This is a genomic window from Nitrospirota bacterium, from assembly GCA_016235245.1.
Classification (GTDB): Bacteria; Nitrospirota; Thermodesulfovibrionia; order Thermodesulfovibrionales; family UBA6898; genus UBA6898.
The window spans coordinates 65636-87494 of sequence record JACRLO010000001.1; the positions used below are offsets into that span (position 1 = coordinate 65636).

Here is a 21859-nt window from a genome sequence, read left to right on the forward strand (position 1 = left end):
GTTACGCATGCCGGGTTACGATCTATTTCGGGAGCGTTCGATAAATCTGACGATCAGTTCTGCAGCATCCGCAACCGAGACCTTTTCCGCATCAATGACCACTTCGGGATTCAGGGGTTCTTCATACGGGACATTAAGGCCTGGGACTGGCCACCCTGCCATGCCTTTTTGATAAATCCCCCTCGGCGCTCCATGCGTCTCTCTCCGCTGATGTTCTCTCTGCCTGCAGACATCCAGAGAACATTTAAGATAAACCTCGGCAAATGACGGTATTGACTGCCGGGCCAGTTGGCGCCATCTCGAGAGGTTCCCCGTGGCGTCAATGATTACATCATGTCCAAGGTCGGACAGGGTCTTTGCCAGGTAAACAAGACTTCGGTAGACCATATCCCTCTCTGCTTCGGAATAGGTGGGTTGCGGCGTAACAATACGCCGCAGGTCATCCATGCGCAGTATGACGAAAGCCGCATTACGCTCTTTCACGTTATCGGCTATTGTGCTTTTGCCGCTGCCGGGCAAACCGGTGAACCATAATACAAGACCGTTCATTTTTACATCTTAGCCTGACATCATGCAAATGGCAAGCAGATCCGACCGTGTGGTAAAATGGCATGTGATTCAAAAACGGATTAAGGTATCTGCCCTGAAGATAGGCATGAATGTTGTTCTGCCTGCCTCCTGGTTCAGCCATCCCTTCCTGAAAAGCAGCTTCGCGATCAGTTCCCAGGAGGAGATAGACAAGATCATCGAATGTGGATTCGATGAGGTGATGGTCAGACTGCCTGATGAAGCAGATGGTAAAGAGGCACTGCCAGCTGAAGATGTCCCCGTGCCTCCGAAGGCCTGGATGTCATCAGCCCTTATCCCGCCAGAACTGAGCGAAGCCATCCATGACAGGAAGCTTAACCCTGAGAAAAAGGCAAAAGTTGTCTATGCCTCGTCCCTGAAGCTGATGGAGCGGCTTCTGCAGAATCCCAGCGCAGAGAATATCGGCGAGGCGAAGAAGGGCGTCGCCGAGATTGTTGATTTGATCGTCTCGGATACAGAGACGTCCGAGAGCCTGCTGAAAATCACTTCTCACGATTACTATACCTACACACATTCCGTAAATGTAGGGGTCTATGCGATCATGCTTGCCAAGACCCATTTCAGGGGATCGGACGGGCACGATATGCATGAGCTCGGTGCAGGGTTCTTTCTTCATGACATCGGCAAGGTGCATATCGATCCTGCAATCATTAACAAACCTGGCAGACTTACGGATAGCGAGATGGGACAAATGAGATCTCATCCCTATCAGGGGTACAAGATCCTTTCCGAAACAGCTCATCTCACGGATGAGTGCAGGGCAATTGTCATGGAGCATCATGAGCGGGATGATGGCCTGGGATACCCCAGGCGTCTTAAGGGCAATGATATTCATGTGTACGGCAGGATATGTTCTGTTGCCGATGTGTTTGATGCACTTACCGCGGAGAGATCGTATAAGCAGAAAAAGACGACATTTGAGTCTCTCAGGATAATGCGGGATGAAATGCTCAACCACTTTCACCGGGATCTGTTCGAGGAGTTCGTGCTGCTTTTCAGCAACAAGTAACTATTCTCAGGCTTTTCTGCTTTTTGAAAGCTCCCTGATATCAGTCAATATCTCCTCAATGTCCTGATAGCGGTCTTCCCGGACTTTGCGGATGCATCTGATGACGATCTCGTCAAGCCATTCAGGAACATCATGCGCAACATCCATTACCCTTACCGTGCCGAGGCCATCGAGATGCCCCGTCAGCATTTCATAGAGAATGACGCCCATCGAGAAAATATCAGCCCTCACATCAAGCTCGAGGTCCCGTGTTTTTTCCGGCGCGAGATAGGCTGTTGAAAGGGGTTTTTTTGAGAATGAGATGCTGTTATGCGTATCAACAAAAATATTTTCCGGGCTCATGAGGCCATAACCTCTGCCGGCCTTATGTGCATCCTGAAGAGACTTCAGGATCTGGAACCAGAGTTTGAAGCTGTATTTCGGTTCTATCTTGCCTGACTTGATAACGCTGCGGATGGATGTCTTACCGACCGTGTCTTCCTCTTCTTCTGCCTGTTGCGGCGAAAGTGCCTGGATCTTTTCTCTTACATCCCTGAACGTTGGGTCTGCATGGTCTATCTGCCGGTACACATCAAGGGCTTTATCAGGCTGGTCCGTTTTTTCGAGCTTGAAGGCATAGGCATAAAAGTCCTCGATCGTTGATTGGTCAACCGGTTTGTCCCGGAGCATAAGGCCGAACATCTCGGCAGCCTCCGTAAGCATGCCTTCTGCCTCAAGCAGTCTTGCTGCGTTCCGGTAGTCGCCTGCCTCGCGGTATGCCCTGATCGCCGGCAGTCTTCTGCCTGCCTGCTCCATGATGACCGCCTCATCGGCCTTCTTCCCTGCCTTGCGATAAAGTTTTGCCGCCTCCTCGAATTCACCCTCACGAATCGAGACCTCTGCAGCATCTTCAATGTTGCCGTCCTTTTCGTACATCTCCTTTGCCTTTGCAGAAACACCCAGAAGATCATACAGCGATGCGGCCCTTCTGAAATCTCCTCCCTTTTCATAAAACGCTGCAGCCTTTTTCAGGTCCTTCAGTTTTGTCTCATACACATGAGCGGCCGAGACGAACTTGCCGGCCTTTTCAAAGCGGTCTGCCTCGTTCTGATAATCCTCCTTCAGGGTCGTCTTCATCTTCCTGCCGAGGGTCTGCTGGTAGATGAATTTGGCCAGAAAAAAGAGCGCGATCAGCGCCGGTATCGCAAGGAGGGCAAAGAGGGCGGTTAGTCCGTTGGAGGCCTGTTCCATAAGTGTCTATTATATCAGAAAAAAATGCTCTTTCATTGACCTTCAAACTGACCATCGGGTAAAATTCCCTATGCATTCACACGCGGATTACGTATCCCTCCACCTGCATACAGAATACAGCCTCCTTGATGGTGCAATTCGTATTGAGGACCTGATCAAACAGGCAAAAGAATTCAGGATGCCGGCAATAGCCATGACTGATCATGGCAATCTGTTCGGCGCCGTTGATTTCTATCGCCAGTGCACGCATGCCGGAATCAAGCCGATCATCGGCTGCGAGGTCTATGTTGCACCGCGAAGCCGTTTTGACAAGACCCAGACCAGTGAGGACGAATATTCCTCATTCCATCTCATCCTCCTTGTCCGTGACGATGCGGGTTACAGAAATCTCCTGACGCTCGTAAGCAAGGCCTCTTTGGAGGGTTTTTACTATAAGCCCCGCATCGATATGGACCTCCTCGAACAATACAGCGGCGGGCTGATAGGCTTGTCTGCATGTCTGAAAGGAGAGATACCCTACTATCTCCAGAGAGGCATGATTGATAAGGCGCGTGAACGGGCGCTGGCGTACAAGCATATCCTCGGCCCCGAGAACTTTTACTTCGAAATACAGGCAAACGGCCTCCCTGAACAGGCTGTCGTGAACAGCCAGCTCATAGAGCTCGGCAAGGAACTGCATATCGGACTTGTTGCGACGAATGATTGCCATTATCTGAGAAAGGATGATGCAAAGGCGCATGAGGTGCTTCTCTGCATCCAGACAGGCAAGACGCTCAAGGACACCGCACGCATGAAGTTCAGCACCAACGAATTCTATCTCAAATCTCCCGGGGAGATGATCGATACGTTCAAGGACACCCCTGAGGCAATCAGAAACTCGATCGTGATTGCGGAACGCTGCAACCTGGAGCTCAAACACAAGAACCTGCTGCCGCAGTTCAAGCCCGACAACGGCGAGGACGCAGAGACCTATCTCTCTCTTCTTTCCCATGAAGGCCTTGAGCGGAAGATCGGGAAAGATGCGCCGCAGAACTACCAGGACAGGCTCAACAGCGAGCTGAGCATGATCAAAAAGATGGGCTTCACCTCCTATTTTCTGATCGTCTGGGACTTCATCCATCACGCAAAGAGTAAAGGCATCCCGGTAGGGCCGGGAAGAGGCTCCGCGGCAGGAAGCCTTGTCTCTTTCTGCCTGGATATCACTGAGATAGACCCGATCAAATATAAGCTTCTTTTTGAGCGCTTCCTGAATCCTGAAAGGGTGAGCATGCCTGATATAGACGTTGATTTCTGCCAGGACAGGAGGCAGGAGGTCATCAATTATGTCACCCAGAAATACGGGGCCGAGTACGTAGCCCAGATCATCACCTTTGGGACGATGAAGGCCAAGGCTGCGATCCGGGATGTGGGGCGTGCCATGGACATACCCTATGCAGAGGTGGACCGCATTGCGAAGCTTATCCCTCATGATCCGAAGATCACGATCGAATCTGCATTGGCTGCGGAGCCGCAGCTGAAGCAGGCCTATGAAACGGACGAGGGCGTAAAGGAACTGCTGAATATCGCGATGCGGCTCGAAGGTCTCAACAGACATGCTTCCACCCATGCGGCAGGTGTGGTCATATCTCCCGAGCCGATCACCAACTATGCCCCGCTCTACAGGAACCCTTCGGATGAAAGCATCGTAACCCAGTTCGAGATGAAGGCCCTTGAAAAAGTAGGGCTGCTCAAATTCGACTTCCTGGGGCTGAAGACACTCACGGTCATCGAAAAGACCCTGGCCTACATTAAACAGAGCAAGGATGTCCTTGACCTTGCAACCATACCGATTGATGATCAGCAGACCTATGCTCTGCTCAGTTCAGGACAGACCGCGGGCGTGTTTCAGCTTGAAAGCGAAGGCATGCGCGACATCCTGATCAGGATGCAGCCGAACCGCTTTGAGGACCTGATCGCCCTTGTTGCCCTGTACCGGCCAGGGCCGATGCAGTGGATCGATGATTTTATCAAGCGGAAAAAAGGGGATACCAAGGTTACGTACATGATGCCCCAGCTTAAGGAGATCCTTGACGAGACCTATGGCATCATCCTGTATCAGGAACAGGTCATGCTGATCGCAAACAGGATCGCGAATTTCTCGATGGGACAGGCAGACGTGCTCAGAAAGGCGATGGGGAAAAAGAATATTGAGGAGATGGAGAAACAGAAAGAGGGCTTCATCAAAGGTGCGGTCGAAAATAATATTACCGAGAAAAAAGCTGCGCGGCTCTTCGATGTGATGGCTCCTTTTGCGTTGTACGGTTTCAACAAATCACACTCTGCAGCATACGCCTTTATCGCGTATCAGACGGCATATCTCAAGGCGCATTATCCTGTTGAGTTCATGGCGGCAACGCTGACCCTCGATATGAGCGATACGGACAAGATCGTAAAGTCCATCAATGAGTGCCGGAAGATGAAGATAGAGATGCTGCCGCCTGACATCAACCTCTCGGGCAGGGAGTTCAGGGTAATCGGCAACTCCATACGCTTTGGTCTCGAAGCGGTAAAGGGTGTGGGCGGCGCGGCTATAGAATTGGTGCTTGAAGTGAGGGAGGCTGGAGGCCCCTTTACCTCCATCGCCGATCTCATAAAGAGGGCGGACACCAGAAAAGTAAATAAAAAAGTGCTCGAAGGCCTGGTAAAGGCAGGCGCTTTTGATTCTCTCGGCGTGACACGTGCAGCAGCAATGGAAGCGGTCACGGATCTCCTTAATGGAAGCGGGAAAAGCTCCAGAAATGTCAATCAGGTGAGCATGTTCGGCGATGAACTCCCGGAGCCTGCTCCGGTTGGCGCTGAGTGGGACGAAGCAGAACTTCTGAACAATGAAAAAGAGGCGCTCGGTTTTTATATTACCGGCCATCCGCTCACAAAGTACGATACGCTGCTTTCCCGGCTCAAGGCAAAAAAGACGTCAGATCTTGAGCATGCGCCTGACAAGACAGAGGTCCTTATCGGCGGCATTTTACGGACGGTCAAAAAGAAAAATGTAAAATCATCGGGAGAGCTCATGGCTTACCTGACGCTCGAAGATGACGAGGGCAGCGTTGAAGTCATCATATTTCCGAACCTCTACAAGAGCGCATTTGAACGCCTGAAGAAGGACGCGGTTGTCCTGGTGAAGGGAAGCATTGACAAGGACGAAAAGGGTGTGAGATTGCGCGGGCTGGAAGTCTCTAACCTCGAGGATGCAGGAAGGAAGAGCATCAGGAAGATGGAGATCTCGCTGCCGGAATCCCAGGGCAGCAGCCAGGGCCTGCAGAATATCCGCTCACTGGTCATGGAGTATCCCGGTGACTGCCAGCTCTACCTCAGGATAAGAGGTGACAAGTCCCAGACCCTGATCGCAACGAGTATTTCTATCAAGCCTGACACGGCGCTGGTGAAAAGACTTGAAACCATGATAGGCAAGGGAGCGATAACCGTCTCATGATCAAATACTACCTCGAATTCGAAAAGCCGATTGAAGAGCTTGAGCTCAAGATGGAAGAACTCAAGAGACTCTCCGACGGCAAGGACATTAATCTTTCAGGCGAGATCAAAAAGCTCGAAAAGAAGATCAGGGAGCTCCGGACAGAGATCTACGCCAACCTTACGCCCTGGCAGAAGACACTGCTTGCCCGTCACCCTGACCGGCCCTACACGCTTGATTATATCGGCCTCATGACCGAGGATTTCATCGAGCTTCACGGCGACAGGAGGTTTGCTGACGACAAGGCTATTGTCGGCGGCCTTGCAAAGCTGAAGGGCGGTCTGCCTGTTGTGATCATCGGCCATCAAAAGGGCCGGGGCACAAAGGAGAGAATACACAGAAACTTTGGGCAGCCGCACCCCGAAGGCTACCGAAAGGCCATGAGGCTTATGGAGCTGGCAGAGAAGTTCAAGCGACCGATCATCACACTTATTGATACTCCAGGGGCATATCCCGGCATTGGTGCTGAAGAGCGGGGCCAGGGCGAGGCAATTGCGTCAAGCCTCATGCATATGTCGCGTCTGAGGGTTCCGATCATTGCGGTGGTAATCGGCGAAGGAGGCAGCGGCGGTGCTCTTGCGCTGAGTGTTTCTGACAGGCTCTATATGCTCGAACATTCGGTCTATTCGGTCATCTCTCCTGAAGGATGCGCTGCGATTCTCTGGAAGAAGAGCGAACTGGGGCCTGAGGATTTCGCGAGGGCCTCAGAGGCTTTGAAGATGACGGCCGAAGACCTTCTTGGCTTTAAGATTATTGACGAGATTATTCCGGAGCCTTCAGGCGGAGCGCACCGCGACCCCGAGATGATGGCAAAAAGCATTTCGGACAAGATCTTCGAGGCCCTTGAAGAGCTTAAAGCAAAGACCCCGGGGAAACTGGTCGAAGACCGTTACAAAAGGCTCAAGAAGATCGGCAGCTTCACTGAAGAAACAAACAGGGAGTCTGCGTAATCAATCGCCCTTAAACGCCTGCAGCCGCGAAATGGACCCGCAGTTTCTTTATGGCTGTTGTCTCGATCTGCCTGATCCGTTCTCTGGTCAGGCCGAATTCATTGGCCAGCATTTCGAGCGTCTGTTCTTCCCTGTCGAGGCTGAACCGTCCGCGGAGGATCTTCTCTTCCTTGGGGTCGAGAAGAGATATCGCGCTCCGCACCTTTTCTTTGAGATCGCTATGAATGAGGGCTGCAAGCGGCGACTGCATCGACTTGTCCTCAATGAAGTCGATCATCTCGGAGTCATCTTCGCCGACCGGGGTATGCAGAGAGAGCGGGTCCCGCGACATCTCAAGCAGTCCCCTCACCTTATGCTCAGGCATCTTCATCCGTGCTGCAATGGTCTCCGGGGAGGGATCTTCAGCCAACTCATTGGTCAGCTGCTTAGACACCTGGATGATCCTGGTCAACTCATCCGCTGTATGCACCGGGAGGCGTATCAGCCGCGACTGCCTTGAGAGCGCACGCGTGATCGCCTGTTTGATCCAGCACATGGCATAGGTGCTGAATTTAAACCCCCTCCGATAGTCGAACAGATCAACAGCCCTCATCAGCCCGATATTCCCCTCCTGAATGAGGTCGAGCATGCTCATTCTTCCCATGCTGGCATAACGTCTTGCCGCGCTTACGACGAGTCTCAGATTTCCCTCGATCAGGACATTTCTGGCCTCATGGATCTCAGCCCGTGCATGGCTGAACGTCCGGAGAACGTCCTGCATGGTCTCAAGCGGTGTGCCGGTCTTTTCTTTGAACGTATTTCTTTCCGCTAAAGCCTTTCTGGCATTCATGCCGGCAAGCCTCTCTCCTGTTGCATGCACCTCGGCATCTATCTCGCTGAACACCCCTTCGACGAAATCAAAGCGCAGTCTGAGCGCATTGACCCTGGCAGGCAATTTATCACGGTACAGTGATGCGGTCTTCAGCCGTTGCAGCCGTTCTATCTGCCGCACCGCGTCGACGAATTTCTTTTTCTCGTCATCCTTGATCTGCTCCGGGTCGGACGATAAACGGATGACCTCGTTCAGGTGCATCTTGCCAAACTGCACGTCGTTTCCGGCCTGCAGCAGTTTTTCGACCGCAGAAGGCAGGGAGAAGAGGGCTGCTATAGCCCGTTCCCAGCTGTCTTCGATCTGTCGTGCGACCTCAAACTCCCGGCTTCTTTTCAGGAGTGGTGTCGAACCGATCTCATTCAGGTACATCTTGAGTGGATCGCAGGACTCATAGCCGTCAGCAGGGTCTTCTTCGGCAGAGGCTTCTTCCGCATGGCTGTCAACAGCATGCTCCATCACCATCTCCTCCGGTTCTTCGGAAAGTTCTTCCGTATGATCCAGGACATCGCTGTCCGCATACTCCGGATCAAGGTCCAAAACGTTATTCATGGCAAACCTCCCTGCTGGACTGACTTAATTTCTCTTTCTGCGGGTGCCGGAATGATCTCACGACATCGTGCTATTAGCGTAAATCGTCCGAAAGGTCCGAAGATATCAGCGGAAGTAGTTTTATTCGTCAAATTATGGGCAGAGCCGCGTAAGGTTTTCCTTACAGGGCAGCGAGGCAGATGCAGGGAGAAGACGGAGACCTGCGTAATGCTTAATCGGTCAGTTTATTCTTTATTGCATACTGGATAAGGTCAGCGTTGTTCTGCATCTGCATCTTCTGCAGGATGCGCGTCCTGAAGGTGCTGATCGTCTTGGGGCTGAGGGACATGTCATAGGCGATCTCCTTCAGGGACCTGCCCGCAGCGATCATGCGCATCACCTGGAACTCCCGGGTCGACAGGGTCTCATGGAGTGGCTTGTCGCTCTCCCCGGTAAGGTGACTTGCAAGGAAGTCGGCCAGGGACGGACTGATGTACCGCCCGCCGCGGACGATCTTCCTGATGGCAGCGATCAGCTCATCAGGCGCTGACTTCTTGGTCATATAGCCTGAGGCGCCCGATCTCAGGGCACGCACCGCATACTCTTCTTCGGCGTAGATGCTCAGGATCAGCACCGGCATGGACGGTCTCAGTTTTTTTATCTCGTCAAGGGCCTCGAGTCCGCTCATTTCAGGCATTGAGATGTCGAGCAGCGCTACGTCGAAACTGCCATTCCTGACCTTCTCGACAGCCTCTTTGCCGCTGCCGGCCTCTTCCACTTTTCTGACGATGCCGCCCTCCTCAAGTATCTGCCTGAGCCCCTTTCGGACAATAGGATGGTCATCTGCGATAAGGATCTTATACATGGTCACCTCTTTTCTGAGCGTTTTCCGGACGGGATCCGGACGGTCACAACAGTTCCCTTGCCTGCAGTTCCCTGGATAGTCACTTCACCGCTGATTTCGCGCACCCGTTCACGCATGCCGATCAGGCCTAATGATGTGCTCTTGCCGAATTCCTGACTGGAGATTCCTTTGCCATTGTCCGTTATCTCAAGAATGATATTTTTCTTGTCTGCGATGAGGCGGATCGATACTGCTTTAGCCCCTGAATGCCTTGCGACATTGGTCAGCGCTTCCTGAAAGATGCGGAAAAGAGCGACAGCAGACTCATCGGTCAGGCCGGGGATTTTACTGACAAGGTCGAGCGAGCAGGGGATACCGGTGCGCTTTATAAAAGCAGCAGCCTCCTGCTTAATGGCCACCGGCAGACCGAGATGATCCAGCACTCGCGGCCGCAGTTCCTCACAAATCCTCTGTATATCTGCAACAGCATTATCAAGCAGTCCGATGACCGATAAGGCAGCCTTCTTTATGGGGGCCTGATCGTTGTAGCGGTTCTTCAATATAGACAACTCCATCCCTGCTGCAGTAAGGATCTGGCCCAGTTCGTCATGGATCTCTCTGGCGATCTTCGTACGTTCCTCTTCCCGAGCCTCCTGCAGATGAGCTGAAAATGCGCGCAGCTGCTCCCGGGAAGCGGTCAGCTCTTCCTCGATGGAGAACCGATGCACAGCCTCGCCGACCAGCGGCGTAATGGTTTCGATAAAGTCAATGATCTGCAGCGGGAATGCATCCTTTTGGGGATCAGCAAGGTGTAGAGCGCCGATTACCTCGGTGCGGTACCGTACCGGGACCACGGCCAGAGAGGAAAACCCTTCGCGGATGCAGGCATGCCGGTAAAAGTCACGCAGATTTTTGGAGCAAAGGCTGGACGTGTCGTTGCAGACAAAAGAACCTTCTCCTGTCATAAAACCCGTCTCGACCCTGCGGGGCTTTTCGTCAATCACCCTGATGCAGGCGCAGGAGTCTTTCCCAAGCGAGAGGCAGTCCTCCTGCTTCAGGAACTTATTGCTGAACCCGCTATGCGCTGCAAACGGGACATCCCCTTCCCCCCCCACAATCCGTATGCCGACAGAGCTGCATCCGCACCAGCTCTTAAGCTGGCTGACAAGGGCATTCAGATATTCGGAACGCGAGGCAGTGGCGGATAAGAGCTTGAGCACATTGTTGGCTGCCTCGGTCTGGCGTTCCTGTGCCTTGCGTTCGGTAATGTCAAAGACAGTTGAGCGGGTCATTATGAAATTATTGTCCCTGTCACGCATAGCCGTGGCATTCAGAAGGATCGGCAGCAATGTTCCATCCTTGCGGATCAGCTCGAATTCGACTTCCCTGATAGATCCTGATTTCAGGAATTTCGGAAAAAGCTGCTTAAACCGTTTTCTGCTCTCCCTGGCATGAAACTCATCTATCTTTCTGCCGATCACTTCGTCCCTTTCATATCCCAGCCAGGAGAGTTCAGTGTCATTAATGCTGACGATCCTGCCCTCCTTGTCCAGAGAGTGATAGCCACAGGGGGCATTGTTGTACAGGTCTTTGATCTCAGCAGAAGATGCCAAAAGAGAGCTTTCGGCCTCGATCCTTTTCTTCTCTGCGGCCATGGCTTCGATCGCAAAGGATATATCGTCTGCAAGTGAAGAAAGCAGGTTGAGCTCTTCGTCCGTAAAGAAGTGGGGGGTTTCGGCATATGCAGTGAGTGCACCGACGACTGCGGAGCCAGCATGCAGGGGAAAGGCTGCAGATGAGCGAAAACCCGCCTTCATTGCAGACTCTCGCCAGGGCTGCATCGTCGGGTCATTTTCTATGTCCGGGCATACCATGACCTTCCCTTCGACGATCGCCCTCCCGGTTGGCCCCCGCCCTTCAGGGACGTCCATCGCGATGATCGTGATGCGGTCAAGGTATTTGCCGCTGTCCCCTGCGCTGGCAATTGGTTCGACCTTTGACGTTTGAGGGTCAAGGAGTCCGATCCATGCCATCTTAAAGAGTTTGCTGTCAATAATAATGCGGCAGGTCTGTTCAAACAGTCTTTCGGGATCGTGGATGCGGACAATGGCCTCGTTCACCCGTGACAGGACCGAGTAGAGCGCGTTTATGCGTGCAAGCCTTCTTTCTGCCTTTCTGCGTTCATATATCTCTGCTTCAAGGTCGTCATTGAGAGCCGCCAGTTCAGAAGTGCGCATCCGTATACGCTCCTCAAGCTCATCGTGTGCTCGCTGCAGTTCCTCCGCTGCCTGCTTGCGCTCAGTAATGTCGCGGTGAATCCCGATAAAACCAATAATATTGCCTTGGACATCTTTAACTTTAGTGCCAAGCGTTTCAGCATAAAAGAGCGACCCGTCCCTCCGCCGATACCGAACCTCAAAAGGCATGGAGTCCACATTTGTCTGATTCAGATAGACTTCCCTTCCAATCCTCTCATACGTGTCTCCGTCCGGATAAAAGATCTCGGCAGAACGGCCGATGATCTCATCCGGTGAATAGCCGAAAAGCCTTTCTACCGCAGGATTGACCATTAGCACTCTTCTCTGCATGTCAGCGAATACCACAGCATCGGTGATGGAATTAAACATCGCCTCAAACTCGGATTTGCTTCTGGCCAGAGCTGCTTCAGACTTTTTGCGGTCGGTAATGTCAATCAGGACGTGGACTGCTCCGCGCGGAAAGCCCCGATCGTCCAGCAGGGGAGTGCCGTAACCCAGCAGGTGTCTGATTGTGCCATCGTCGAAGACCAGGCTGAACTCGAAGTCCTGTACATGTTCGCCGCGGGCAGCCCGCTGCGCAGGAAGCTCCTCAAGCCTTAGTTCACGTCCATCCTTGAGCGCCCTGAAATGACGCGGCCTCACCTTAGAAGGCGCTGACAGCGAGACCTCAGCGCCGTGCGGTTGCTTAAGCAGGTCATCTGCTGCGCGATTTCCTGTCATGTGGGTTGAATCAGGGTCATGGACGATAATAACAGGAGTCGGCACAGCCTCTAGCACAGTGGCCAATTCCTCCGCCCGTTCACGTTCACGCAGCCCACTCTCCCGAAGCGCCTCCTCTGCTCGCTTACGCTCCGTGATATCGAAAGCATAAATGCGTGCGACATTGAATTGCGGAATAAGCTGGATAGTTTCGTGGAAAATCCTATCCTTGACTACCACCTCGAGGGAAAAGGAACATTCGGATTTCCTATTCAGGTCATCCAGAATGACACCCAGTTCCAGAGGCAGGAATATAGCCGCATCCTTCTTGTCCAAGCCCAGACCGTCAAGAATACGGACAGCTCCGGGGTTGATAAATACGACGTTGCCGGAAATATCCACCTCGATGACCGGATTCGGATTCAGTTGAGGAAAGGAGGCGAGGTGCTTTATCAGCTCATCTGATTTCCTGTTTTCGTCTTCTTCTGTTATCGAATTTTCCATTGCTCCTGCCCTGGGCTTCTGCCTGTTTCCGGCCAACAAGTTTCTATATTTTATCATGAAAGGCCGATGGCAAGACTGCAGAAGGAGCAGAAAGATTTTGTAGGGCAATACTTACATCGTGCTCCCGAGATTCCGACATAAATAGTCCAATGTCCCTCTTGAATAACCACGTCACAGGCAGCAAAATGATTACAGGAAGGAACTGCTGCTCGACATTCTGCATTTCAACGGAGGAAAGACGATGTCATATCAGGATGAAGTAGAAAAAATCGCATACGAACTTTACGAAGCAAGCGGGAGGATTAGCGGCCGTGATCTTGACAACTGGATTGAGGCAGAGCACATCGTGGCACGCAAGTATGCTCAGAAGAAAAGCGGGAACAGGCAGGGAAAAGAAACTACAGCAGACTGCGGCAAAAATGTCCCTCAGAAGCGCAAACAGCCGGCTGGCGACAGGATGGCAGTGGCATAAGTATGGGCTTTTTGTATGCAGAAGACCACAACAAGCTGTTCAAACAACTGCAGGAATCTTACTGCCTTCGACCTGAAGATATACTTTTCGTCAATAATATCGCTGGATGGTGCAGACAGCAGGGCATTCAGGAACCTGACAGGGAAAGGCCGCTTAAACTCGTCACGAGCAGTCCGCAGGGCTGCAAGATGCTGATCAGTCGTGTCGCCACTGATCAGGAGATCGAGCAGCGGATCAATGCTCTGCGCATCAGAAATCAGCTTAATAGTGCTACAGAGGACCTGGCAGAGAGACTGAACTCGGACAGAAAGAAGTTTGCCTATCTTTTTTTGGCGGAATACGCCGCAAGCCTGCCGGAGATCGGGCAGGACGAACTGCTGGCAGATGTCTGGGCGTTTAAAGAAATGGAACGGCTGAATTTTTTCAAGGCGTAAAGGAGGAACAATGGGCTACACAGTTGTCGCACTAAAAAATAGAATCATGGAGATGTACCCGGAGATCGAAACAAACGGTGTCATGATGAGTCTTGTCTTCAATAAGGATAACGATACCTATTTTATCAGTTTCAGCAAAGGGCTGAATGCATTTGCTACCCATCTGCAAAGGAATGAAGTTGATAAATGTATGGACGGCATCAAATTCGTCTTTTTGGGTTTTCAGATAGGACGCTGGCTGCAGAGTTTCGTATCCGGTCAGACGCAGACAACCGACAGTCCTGCCTTACAAACCGGCCGTCAGCAGGAGCCGGAGCGCGGCCATTACCGATGGCCCGACAACAGGAAGGAGGAGCCATGGGCTACACAGTTGTCGCACTAAAAAATAAAATCATGGAGATGTACCCGGAGATCGAGAAGAACGGCATCCTTGTGGGTCTTGTCTTCCATGAAGAAAAGAATGCCTATGTCGTCAATTTCAGAAAAGGGGCCCATCTGCTCTCTACCCATCTTGAGAAGAAGGATGCTGATGAGTGTATGGACGGGTTTAAATGCGTACATCTGGGAGGCCAGATAGGGCAGTTCATTAAGAATTTTATTAGTGACCGGCCCCCGGTGCCGGAGATGCTGATGATAGAATGCTGTGGATATTCAGCCTGTATTGATAATGACGGCTATCTGCTAAATTTTCATGACTGGAATGAAAGCATTGCCTTCGGTCTGGCAGAGAGGGAGGGAATAAAGGAACTGACCGATGATCAGATCGATATTCTGAAATTCGTTAGAGCCCACTACGAGCAGTACAATTATTTTCCGATCATCAGATCTATCTGTAAGAACCTGCATCAGGATAAGGACTGCCTCAGCGAAAAGTTTGTGAATCCGGCTATTGTATGGAAGCTGGCCGGGCTGCCGAAACCCGACGCAGTGATCATGAATCTCCTGGAGCATAACGAACCGCCCACATGACAAAAATAAGGAATAGTGCCACGATTCACAGCCTCGGCATTGCCTGGCAGAATTAACCAGGCACTGAATAGTAGGAGGGTTATCATGTCCTGTATTACCGCAAGAGATATCATGTATCCGAGGGTAAGTATTCCGGCCAAAATGAAGGGGGATGAAGTGGTCCAGAAGCTGATGTGTCCCTATCCTGCTCTGCCGGTAATTAACGATGATTATGAGGTCGTCGGTATCGTCTCTGAATTCGATCTTTTAAGTGCCGTCAAAGAGGGAAGGACGATCCACGAGTTCAGCGCCGAATCGATCATGAGCTGCGGCCATCCTGACCACAACGTCTGCAGCAAACCGGTCACCGTGTCGGTAGAGACATCGGTCGAAGACCTTGCATCTTTGCTGTTTTCTGACAGCTTCACGGTCCTTCCGGTCGTGCAGGACAAGATGCTGGTCGGACTTATCACCAGAAAAAGCGTGATAAATGCGATGGCAGAACAGGGATACTGGCATGAGATGGATTTCCAAAAGAGAACACCATAGTTGGATTGATCAGGGATGCAGCAGGCTGCTCTTTTCGGGGGGAAATGACTTCTGATATAATACGAACAAATTTTATCCCCGGGAGCCTGACATGAAAAAAATCGCTGTTGTCGTTTTACTTTCTGTAGTTGCCGCGTATGGTTGCCAGCAAAAAGAGGGCTCAGCCCCTCAGTTCCAGCCGCCTGTCGGACAGCAGGGGCAGATGCCTGCAGGAAGCGGACCGCTGCAGGGCTTTGATAAGGTGAAGATGCTTCAGGATGCAGCGGCCAAAGACCCGAAGAATATCAATGCATGGACCGAACTTGGCAATATTTTGATGGATTCAAAACGGTATGCAGAGGCGGTCGATCCATATCAAAAGGCCCTTGCCATCGATCCGAAAAATGTTGATATCCGTGTTGACATGGGGACCTGCCTGAGAGAGTCGGGCAAGCCTGATATGGCAGTTGCTGAATATAAGAAAGCCCTTGAGATTAATCCCAATCATATCAATGCGAACAAGAATATGGCAGTTGTATTGGCATATGACCTCAAAGACGCCAAACAGGCGGGGAAATATTTTGAAAAGGCACTTTCGCTTGCGCCGAATGCACCGGATGCCGGAGCGATCAAGGCAGAGATTGAAAAGTTAAAGGCTGCGGCAAAGTAATACCTTATCTTTTTCTCTGCAACGTAACTTCAGGGGGCAAGGGCTGGGCTGATTGAGCCAGGGCCATTGCCCCTTGAAACTTCCCGCCCTTATCTTTAATCTATGCCTATGCAGGAAAAACTTGCGACAATGCCGGGCAAGCCCGGTGTTTACCTCTTCAAGGACGACCAGGACAAGATCCTGTATGTAGGCAAGGCAAAGGTTCTGAAAAACCGCGTAAGGAGCTATTTTCAGAAAGCTGCAGGCCTTGACGAGCGCAAATCTGCCATGATGAAGAGCGTTGCAGATTTTGAGTTCACCGTCACAGGCAATGAGCTTGAGGCGCTCATCCTCGAGGCAAATCTGATCAAGCAGCACAAGCCCCGGTACAATATCCTGCTGCGGGATGACAAGAGCTATCCCTATCTGAAACTCACGCTTGATGAAAAGTGGCCGAGGCTTGAGGTCGTCAGAAGGATCCAGAAAGGGAATGCACGCTACTTTGGGCCCTATGTTCCTGCAGGTGCCATGTGGGAAACCCTCTCCTTTATCAGAAATCATTACCAAATCCCGACCTGCAGATATTCACTCGAAAAGCGGATGCGTCCCTGTATCCAGTTTCAGATCAGAAAATGCAGTGCCCCCTGCTCCGGTGAAGTCGACCATGCAGACTATATGCAGATGATCAGGGAGGTCGAGTTTCTTCTGGAGGGAAAGAACAAAAAACTGATTGAATCACTCGAAACAAAAATGACGCTCCTTGCCGATGAGATGCGCTTTGAGGAGGCGGCGATAATCAGGGACAGGATCAGGGCAATACAGTCAGTGTCAGAGTCCCAGAAGGTGGTTTCAGCCGAGCTTGGGGACGCTGATGTCATAGGTTTCTTCAGGCAGGCTGATATTACAGTGTTTAAGCTTTTTTTCATCAGAAACGGCGTGATGATCGGGACAAGGGATTTTGAACAGAACCATACAACAGGAGAGAAAGACGGCTACCTTTTCAGGAACTTCATTGAGCAGTTCTATGGCAGGGAGATCATCCCAGCTCCTGAGCTCTACTGTTCTAAAATTCCTGAAGACAAGGCTCTGCTTGCTCAATGGCTGTCAGAGAAGAGAGGAGGAAGCGTCAGGATCATGGTTCCGGTGCGGGGGATAAAGCGGAAGCTGGTGAGCATGGCAGAGGAAAACAGCCAGGAGATCATAAAAACCAGAAAAGCAGATGCAGACCCGGAACTGATGTCAGAGGTTGCTTCACTTCTGGGGCTGAAGAAGGTCCCTGAAAGCATCGGCGCCTTCGACATATCGAATATAACCGGGACCTCTGCCGGAGGAGCTTTTGTAGTTTGGCGGGCCGGTGCTTTTGATAAGTCACTGTACCGCAATATCAGTATGGATACAGTCAAAGGCCCTGATGACTATGCCATGATGAGGGAGATGGTCAGGAGAACGGTCAAAAGTATAGGCGAAGGGCAAAGGGCGAAGGGCCGCTACAGGGAAGGCGAAGAAACGAATGAGGGGGAAAAAGAGCTTCTGTCAGCATTGCCGGACCTGATCATAATTGACGGCGGGAGGGAACACCTGCATGCAGCACTGGAAGTTTTTGATTCCCTTTACTTCCCTCCTTGCCAAGGGGGGACTGAGGGGGGTGATAATTGTCGTCCTGTTGTGATCGGCCTCGCAAAGGACCCTGACAGGATATTCATAAAGGACCGGGATGAACCTATACTCATTGATGACAGCAGGCCTGCCTCCCTGCTGCTGAGGAGGATACGTGATGAGGTCCACCGGTTTGCGATCCGCTATCACCGGAAGCAGCGTGCAAAGAGGATGTTCGATTCAACGCTTGACAGCATCTACGGTCTTGGCAGAAAGAGGCGTTTTGCATTGCTTGATCGTTTTGGCAGTATAGAGGCAATAAAAAAGGCCTCGGTTGAGGATATCGCCGGGTTAAAGGGCTTCACAAAGAAGCTGGCAGAGGAAGTGCTGAAAGGGCTGGCGGGGAAATAGATTTCAAACTTCGATGTATAGGCTTTCCCGAAAACACCGGCGTTGCGTTTCCGAGCATCAGCTCTTCTCCCTCACATTTTCCGGATCACGGGACCGAACTCAATAATCCCCCGAGGCGCCTCCTCCTCCGGAGGAACCTCCGCCGCCGGAAAATCCACCGCTGCCACCGCTACTACTGCTGCTTCTGCTGGTGGAGCTGGAAAACCGCACATACATGCCCAGGATACCCAACAGTGCTCCGGAACAGACATAAAACAGCCATGCAAGAAGACTTGTCTCAGCCATCATCCAGTATCCCGCCACCGGACCGCAGACCGCACCTCCCAAGGCGCCAAAGGTGGACTTTGATCGCTTCATCCTTCCTGGCAGGAACTCCTCGCCAAGAACTAATTTAAACAGTACCGAAATAAGAGAAGCCCCGAGCATCATTAAAAGTGCGTAGGTAAATACCGTGTCACTGTTTTCAGAGATATACCGTAAAAAACTTCCGCCCCAGAAATCACGAAGCACGGAAGCACTGTATTGCCCTTTCAGGACCGGAATAATAGCGTCGATCCCTTCCAGAATTCCTGCGTCGTAATCACCCGCCCTGAATTTAGGGGCCATTATGTTATCTGTAATTCTTCCGGCGGCAAGATCGGTCATTTTCTCTTTAAGTGCCCTGCCGGCCGCGATCCGGATCTTACCTTCCTTCTGTACCACGATCAGGATGACGCCGTTATCAAGTTTTGACGCTCCGGTATTCCAGGATCTAAAGACCTTTAGCGCAAACTCTTCCATCAACTGGCCTTCCAATGTCGGAACGGTCAAAACCATTATTTGATTGGAGCTGGTCCGATCAAGGGTATTGAGCATTTCCTCCATGCGGGATTTGACATCCGGTGAGATTATGCCGGCGTAGTCATTGACATATCCCAGAATCTCCGGAACCTCAAGCGCATGAGCAACCGGCACGAACAATGCCAGCAATAAAGCTGCTGCCCATATACATCGTATCCTGTAAGCTGCTCTCTTCATCTTTCGATAGTCCTCTTATTCCGACGGATTGTCGCTCCAACTCTGCATGCCCACGACCCACTCGCTTTTTTCCTTTGCCATATCGATTGTGCCATATTTTTTTTCTTTGCCTGAATGATCGGTGATAAACAGAATCGCCTTATCTCCGTTTACATAACCTTCTGAAAATTTAGCGTTCTTCGGCATCATCGCAACAGCCAATTCCTTCATCGTCTTGAGTTCTTTGTCAGTTATCTGTTCGGATTCTTCCTTTGGCATGGTCTTTCTCATCTCCTTGATATCCATGCTCTTTATTCTCTTGTTATGTGCCATGTACGCCTTCCATACATCGCCGCCATCTGCAGGAAGTTTCGTGCCGACCTTCTTGCTTTGAGGTACTGCTATATCGGCACTGAAGGTGATGTCATAGCTGTATGAAACATCATCGAATCCTGATTTCTGGGGAGACTTTGTGAACGAGCGGCCGGAGATAGAACTGCCGGTAACCGCCTTTGGTTCGAAAACCTCGAAGCTGGACCCGCCGCTTACGGTCATTTTGAATCGGTTATGATTCACTTCAAAACTTATCACCTTTTTGTCGGCATCGATCGTATGCCTGACACAGTGCAATTTCCCGGCCTTCACCTGGTCATAAATCCCCATGGGTTCCTTTGCTACCTCAACGGTAACCGGGGCATCGCACATAAGAACTACCACATCCTTCTTCTTTTTGTCGAAGAAGCCCGGCCGTGAATATGCAAGAACATGCGTTATCTCAACCGTCTTTCCGTCAACTGTGAGCTTTCCCTTTGCCGTGTTTTCGGCACCTGCCGGTACAACATTAACAGCAAACATGAAAATTCCCAGACATATTGCAGCAACTGCTGATAAATAACTTTTCATTTGATTCCTCCCCTGTCAGATGTTTGCGGGCTGTTTTTTGACAGGCTGCCGCCGATTACTGCCCAAATCAACTGCAAGGCAGTATGATTCGTGTGCTGATCATCTGTTTTAAACATGTGATATACCCGGGATGAATGCCTTGTTTCTGTCCCCTGCGTAAGTTTAATGAAACATATGGGAAATGTAAATACTAAAAATCACCCAAAATGAAGCAATTTGGTATACACGGAAAAATCATAACCCCTCCTCTTATCTTAAGGGGAGGTACATTCACCCACTTGAGGCCTGTCCTCCCTAGTGGAGGATAAGAGCCAACAGTAGGTGCTTTACGCAGGGGTTGGGGGAGTTATGCAGATCGCTCATAACTGAAGCATGACAAATATGGCTTAAGGGCGCTGAGGTCATACGAGCGCTTTATTGCTGATATGCTACAATAATATCGCTTTGTGGCACAGTAATAAGTCAGTCTCAAGTTGTTCAGTTTTGAAGTTGAAGGCTCCATGAAGAGCCAGGCAAATAAAGGGGAACAGCAATGAATATATTCATCTCGGGTTCTATGGCATATGACAGGATTATGGACTTTCCCGGTTCGTTAGCCGACTACATCCTGCCGGACAAGATCCATGTACTGAATGTCTGCTTCAATGTCACCAGCTTGACAGAGAAGTTCGGCGGTACTGCCGGCAATGTCGCCTATTCCCTCAGCCTGCTTGGCGAAAAACCGGTCATCATTGCAACGATCGGCAAGGACTATGAAACCTATTTTGATTGGCTGAAATCCCACTCCATATCGAATGAAGTCATCACGATCATCAGGGAGGAGTTCACTGCCGGTGCGTACATCACCACTGACAAGTCAGACAACCAGATCACGGGCTTTAATCCGGGGGCGATGAAACAGGCAACGAACTATGACCTGAGCGCTGCAGATCCGAACGATTCGGTCGTACTCCTTGCCCCGGGCAACCTTCAGGATATGATCGGCTATGCCTCACGCTGCAGGGAAAGAGCCATACCTTACATCTGCGATCCCGGCCAGTCGCTGACCCTGTGGACCGGCGATCAGCTCAGGGATTGGATAAGCGGTTCCATGATGCTGATCACGAATGATTACGAACTTGAGGTTATCATAAAGATGACCGGCATGAGGAAAGAAGAGATCCTCGGTCTGACGAAGATGATCATCACCACGCTTGGCGATAAAGGCTCTCTCATCAGCATGAGCAGCCGGGACATAACAATTCCTGCGGCAAAGGCCTCCAACGTCGTAGACCCAACAGGCGCCGGAGATGCCTATCGCTCCGGCCTTTTGAAGGGTTTTGCCATGGGAAAGAGTATCGAAGACGCCGCAAAGATCGGCGCAGTGGCTGCAGCCTATGCGGTGGAACACTACGGCACTCAGGAGCACTGCTATACGCATGAGGAATTTTCAGAACGATATCAGCAGAATTTCGGCGTACTGTAACAGCCTGGTTACTGTTCGAGTTTCTGTGCCTTGACAGAGAGGTAATAGGCAACCATCAGGGTTATCACCACAAAGGCGCTTAGCCCTATTTCGTAAAGCTTCTCATTGGGAACATGCTCCATGAACGATGTCTGGGCCTCTATCAGAAGAATTCTTCTTACCGCAGCAATAATGCCGATGGCAAGGAAAGGGGCCAAAACAAACTTCTGTTTTTTCAGGAATCTGATTACGGTCCAGAGCAGTTCAAGAATGATCAGGGCAAGGAGCACATCGTTGATCAGATGAATAATGGCGTCCCGGGTCGGATTTACAAGATTCAGAACCGCATAGTAAAAGATAAAACCGCATGCTGCAAGCAGCAGCAGGGCAGCAACGACATGCAGGACCATGTCTGCCTTTACCAGTCCCCTGCGGAATAACTCTGTGAGATCAGCCTTGTTCTGTTCCATAGTAATGGAAGTCATT

The 21859-nt window shown here is 51.1% G+C and carries 19 protein-coding genes; 11 read left to right on the forward strand and 8 right to left on the reverse strand.

Annotated elements, in window-relative coordinates; all coding sequences use genetic code 11:
• Nucleotides 1–15 precede the first annotated feature (15 nt).
• Entirely contained in the window at nt 16–549 is a 534-nt protein-coding gene (locus tag HZB31_00325; protein ID MBI5846399.1) for an adenylyl-sulfate kinase, read from the reverse strand.
• A gap of 28 nt (nt 550–577) precedes the next feature.
• Between HZB31_00325 and HZB31_00330 the strand changes: the two genes are divergently transcribed.
• Entirely contained in the window at nt 578–1597 is a 1020-nt protein-coding gene (locus HZB31_00330; protein MBI5846400.1) for an HD-GYP domain-containing protein, read from the forward strand.
• A gap of 6 nt (nt 1598–1603) precedes the next feature.
• On the opposite strand, the gene HZB31_00335 is transcribed toward HZB31_00330, so the two are convergent.
• Nucleotides 1604–2827 (reverse strand): hypothetical protein, encoded by a 1224-nt coding sequence (locus HZB31_00335; GenBank protein MBI5846401.1) that lies wholly within the window; start codon nt 2825–2827, stop codon nt 1604–1606.
• 70 nt (nt 2828–2897) lie between these two features.
• On the opposite strand from HZB31_00335, the gene HZB31_00340 reads away from it, so the two are divergent.
• Both HZB31_00340 and HZB31_00345 read left to right on the forward strand, forming a co-directional pair.
• Nucleotides 2898–6299, forward strand: coding sequence for a DNA polymerase III subunit alpha (locus HZB31_00340; protein MBI5846402.1), 3402 nt, complete (start codon nt 2898–2900; stop codon nt 6297–6299).
• Nucleotides 6296–7288 carry an acetyl-CoA carboxylase carboxyltransferase subunit alpha gene (locus HZB31_00345; protein ID MBI5846403.1) on the forward strand — a complete coding sequence of 331 codons (993 nt, stop codon included), beginning with the start codon at nt 6296–6298 and terminating at the stop codon, nt 7286–7288. Before HZB31_00340 ends, HZB31_00345 begins: the two co-directional genes overlap by 4 nt.
• Before the next feature lie 10 nt (nt 7289–7298).
• On the opposite strand, the gene HZB31_00350 is transcribed toward HZB31_00345, so the two are convergent.
• From HZB31_00350 to HZB31_00360, 3 genes are all read right to left on the reverse strand, one after another.
• Nucleotides 7299–8708 (reverse strand): sigma-70 family RNA polymerase sigma factor, encoded by a 1410-nt coding sequence (locus tag HZB31_00350; GenBank protein ID MBI5846404.1) that lies wholly within the window; start codon nt 8706–8708, stop codon nt 7299–7301.
• A gap of 211 nt (nt 8709–8919) precedes the next feature.
• Nucleotides 8920–9552: a response regulator transcription factor gene (locus tag HZB31_00355; GenBank protein MBI5846405.1), complete on the reverse strand. Its 633-nt coding sequence runs from the start codon at nt 9550–9552 to the stop codon at nt 8920–8922.
• Nucleotides 9553–9554: 2 nt separating this feature from the next.
• Complete coding sequence (locus tag HZB31_00360; GenBank protein MBI5846406.1) at nt 9555–12992, reverse strand: PAS domain S-box protein; 3438 nt, start codon at nt 12990–12992, stop codon at nt 9555–9557.
• A gap of 241 nt (nt 12993–13233) precedes the next feature.
• On the opposite strand from HZB31_00360, the gene HZB31_00365 reads away from it, so the two are divergent.
• The 7 genes from HZB31_00365 to uvrC all read left to right on the forward strand — a co-directional run bounded on the left by HZB31_00365 (nt 13234) and on the right by uvrC (nt 18030).
• Complete coding sequence (locus HZB31_00365; protein MBI5846407.1) at nt 13234–13464, forward strand: DUF2934 domain-containing protein; 231 nt, start codon at nt 13234–13236, stop codon at nt 13462–13464.
• Nucleotides 13465–13466: 2 nt separating this feature from the next.
• Complete coding sequence (locus HZB31_00370; protein MBI5846408.1) at nt 13467–13898, forward strand: hypothetical protein; 432 nt, start codon at nt 13467–13469, stop codon at nt 13896–13898.
• A gap of 10 nt (nt 13899–13908) precedes the next feature.
• Nucleotides 13909–14280: a hypothetical protein gene (locus HZB31_00375; protein MBI5846409.1), complete on the forward strand. Its 372-nt coding sequence runs from the start codon at nt 13909–13911 to the stop codon at nt 14278–14280.
• On the forward strand, nt 14256–14867 hold the full coding sequence (locus HZB31_00380; GenBank protein ID MBI5846410.1) for a TusE/DsrC/DsvC family sulfur relay protein: 612 nt from the start codon (nt 14256–14258) through the stop codon (nt 14865–14867). Before HZB31_00375 ends, HZB31_00380 begins: the two co-directional genes overlap by 25 nt.
• An 84-nt stretch (nt 14868–14951) precedes the next feature.
• Nucleotides 14952–15395: a CBS domain-containing protein gene (locus HZB31_00385; protein ID MBI5846411.1), complete on the forward strand. Its 444-nt coding sequence runs from the start codon at nt 14952–14954 to the stop codon at nt 15393–15395.
• Between the two features lie 91 nt (nt 15396–15486).
• Complete coding sequence (locus HZB31_00390; GenBank protein ID MBI5846412.1) at nt 15487–16044, forward strand: tetratricopeptide repeat protein; 558 nt, start codon at nt 15487–15489, stop codon at nt 16042–16044.
• A 108-nt stretch (nt 16045–16152) separates the two neighbouring features.
• Nucleotides 16153–18030: an excinuclease ABC subunit UvrC gene (gene uvrC, locus HZB31_00395; protein ID MBI5846413.1), complete on the forward strand. Its 1878-nt coding sequence runs from the start codon at nt 16153–16155 to the stop codon at nt 18028–18030.
• A 99-nt stretch (nt 18031–18129) separates the two neighbouring features.
• Here uvrC and HZB31_00400 read toward each other — a convergent pair whose 3' ends face one another.
• Nucleotides 18130–19047 (reverse strand): TPM domain-containing protein, encoded by a 918-nt coding sequence (locus HZB31_00400; protein MBI5846414.1) that lies wholly within the window; start codon nt 19045–19047, stop codon nt 18130–18132.
• 15 nt (nt 19048–19062) lie between these two features.
• Nucleotides 19063–19929, reverse strand: coding sequence for a hypothetical protein (locus HZB31_00405; protein MBI5846415.1), 867 nt, complete (start codon nt 19927–19929; stop codon nt 19063–19065).
• Nucleotides 19930–20461: 532 nt separating this feature from the next.
• On the opposite strand from HZB31_00405, the gene HZB31_00410 reads away from it, so the two are divergent.
• Complete coding sequence (locus HZB31_00410) at nt 20462–21394, forward strand: carbohydrate kinase family protein (protein MBI5846416.1); 933 nt, start codon at nt 20462–20464, stop codon at nt 21392–21394.
• 8 nt (nt 21395–21402) lie between these two features.
• Here the strand turns inward: HZB31_00410 and HZB31_00415 are convergent, their stop codons facing one another.
• Nucleotides 21403–21858 carry a phosphate-starvation-inducible PsiE family protein gene (locus HZB31_00415; GenBank protein ID MBI5846417.1) on the reverse strand — a complete coding sequence of 152 codons (456 nt, stop codon included), beginning with the start codon at nt 21856–21858 and terminating at the stop codon, nt 21403–21405.
• Nucleotide 21859 lies beyond the last annotated feature (1 nt).

Excerpts from the sequence above, each read along its gene's own strand:
- HZB31_00325 (MBI5846399.1), bottom strand. The coding sequence starts at position 549 with ATGAACGGTCTTGTATTATGGTTCACCGGTTTGCCCGGCAGCGGCAAA.
- HZB31_00330 (MBI5846400.1), top strand. The coding sequence starts at position 578 with ATGGCAAGCAGATCCGACCGTGTGGTAAAATGGCATGTGATTCAAAAA.
- HZB31_00335 (MBI5846401.1), bottom strand. The coding sequence starts at position 2,827 with ATGGAACAGGCCTCCAACGGACTAACCGCCCTCTTTGCCCTCCTTGCG.
- HZB31_00340 (MBI5846402.1), top strand. The coding sequence starts at position 2,898 with ATGCATTCACACGCGGATTACGTATCCCTCCACCTGCATACAGAATAC.
- HZB31_00345 (MBI5846403.1), top strand. The coding sequence starts at position 6,296 with ATGATCAAATACTACCTCGAATTCGAAAAGCCGATTGAAGAGCTTGAG.
- HZB31_00350 (MBI5846404.1), bottom strand. The coding sequence starts at position 8,708 with ATGAATAACGTTTTGGACCTTGATCCGGAGTATGCGGACAGCGATGTC.
- HZB31_00355 (MBI5846405.1), bottom strand. The coding sequence starts at position 9,552 with ATGTATAAGATCCTTATCGCAGATGACCATCCTATTGTCCGAAAGGGG.
- HZB31_00360 (MBI5846406.1), bottom strand. The coding sequence starts at position 12,992 with ATGGAAAATTCGATAACAGAAGAAGACGAAAACAGGAAATCAGATGAG.
- HZB31_00365 (MBI5846407.1), top strand. The coding sequence starts at position 13,234 with ATGTCATATCAGGATGAAGTAGAAAAAATCGCATACGAACTTTACGAA.
- HZB31_00370 (MBI5846408.1), top strand. The coding sequence starts at position 13,467 with ATGGGCTTTTTGTATGCAGAAGACCACAACAAGCTGTTCAAACAACTG.
- HZB31_00375 (MBI5846409.1), top strand. The coding sequence starts at position 13,909 with ATGGGCTACACAGTTGTCGCACTAAAAAATAGAATCATGGAGATGTAC.
- HZB31_00380 (MBI5846410.1), top strand. The coding sequence starts at position 14,256 with ATGGGCTACACAGTTGTCGCACTAAAAAATAAAATCATGGAGATGTAC.
- HZB31_00385 (MBI5846411.1), top strand. The coding sequence starts at position 14,952 with ATGTCCTGTATTACCGCAAGAGATATCATGTATCCGAGGGTAAGTATT.
- HZB31_00390 (MBI5846412.1), top strand. The coding sequence starts at position 15,487 with ATGAAAAAAATCGCTGTTGTCGTTTTACTTTCTGTAGTTGCCGCGTAT.
- uvrC (MBI5846413.1), top strand. The coding sequence starts at position 16,153 with ATGCAGGAAAAACTTGCGACAATGCCGGGCAAGCCCGGTGTTTACCTC.
- HZB31_00400 (MBI5846414.1), bottom strand. The coding sequence starts at position 19,047 with ATGAAGAGAGCAGCTTACAGGATACGATGTATATGGGCAGCAGCTTTA.
- HZB31_00405 (MBI5846415.1), bottom strand. The coding sequence starts at position 19,929 with ATGAAAAGTTATTTATCAGCAGTTGCTGCAATATGTCTGGGAATTTTC.
- HZB31_00410 (MBI5846416.1), top strand. The coding sequence starts at position 20,462 with ATGAATATATTCATCTCGGGTTCTATGGCATATGACAGGATTATGGAC.
- HZB31_00415 (MBI5846417.1), bottom strand. The coding sequence starts at position 21,858 with ATGACTTCCATTACTATGGAACAGAACAAGGCTGATCTCACAGAGTTA.